Raw genomic sequence first — 973 nt, 5'->3', positions numbered from 1 at the left:
GGTCGCCGATGCCGACGCCCGCACCACCAGCGCCGACCTCCCCCACGGCCTCGGAGCCGACGCCGACCGCGGAGCCGACGCAGACCCCTCCGCCGCTGCCGCCGGAGGCGGGCACCGGCGACGCCGTGGGCGCCGAGGCCTTCATCCGGCACTTCTTCGACGTCTCCAACTACGCCTACCGCACCGGTGACACCGAACCGCTACGAGAGATCTCCGACCCCGAGTGCCGGACATGTTCACTAACCCTCGAAGATGTCGACCTGACGTACCAGAAAGGCAACGTCATCGACGGGGGTCAAGTAACGCTGACGTCTGTCTTAGCCGTCGACCCTGGCCCAAGCGGTCGTGTCGTCGCCCGCATCGTCATATTGCAGAGCGACATCTTCGAGCGTGACGCCGACGGTGAAGTCATTCATTCAGATACATCTCAACCAGGCGAGGCCTACCTGCAGATGGCGGTCCAGTGGGACGGTGAGAAGTGGCGCACTCTAGAGATCGCGGAGTAGGCACCGCACTGGCCAGTGCTCTACTTGTCGCCAGCTTCGCGTTTCTCGGTGCCCCAGAGGCGTCCGCCCAGCAGCAGCCTGGTGCACGCAAGTACTCGGGCGACGCCTCAGGGTCGAGAATAGTTGTCGAGGTCGTCGAGTCAGGGGGTGCAGAGACCGACATCTCTCGCGGAGAGGGCGGCAGCACAGAAGGCGCACATAGACCGGTATTCGACGTAGAACCAGACCCCTTTGCGCGTCGAAGGTTGCCTTTGTGCGGAGGCGAGAATCCCAACACGCTGCAGGCGATGGACTGCACGGCGACGATCAATGCCTCGTGCCCAGTGGGAGAGGTCGCCCTCATGGAGTGGCTGGCCCCGGTCGCCGACACCAGGCCTGGCTCCTGGGAGCAGGGCCAGCTGGTCTGCATCGGTCCGGCCGCCCAAGAGGTGCTCGTTCCCGAGGACGGCGCCGAGCCCGTCGTCCTA

General features: G+C 65.5%; 1 protein-coding gene. It reads left to right on the top strand.

The window, feature by feature from the left end; all coding sequences use genetic code 11:
- Positions 1-506: DUF6318 family protein (locus WDV86_RS03855; RefSeq protein ID WP_339566278.1), on the top strand; the 506-nt coding region annotated here is incomplete at its 5' end.
- Positions 507-973: the final 467 nt, after the last annotated feature.

The sequence above is a fragment of the Pseudokineococcus sp. 1T1Z-3 genome (assembly GCF_037482365.1).
Lineage (GTDB): Bacteria > Actinomycetota > Actinomycetes > Actinomycetales > Quadrisphaeraceae > Pseudokineococcus.
Note: the sequence above shows the minus strand (reverse complement) of the source record. Positions and strands in the feature narration are given on the sequence as shown.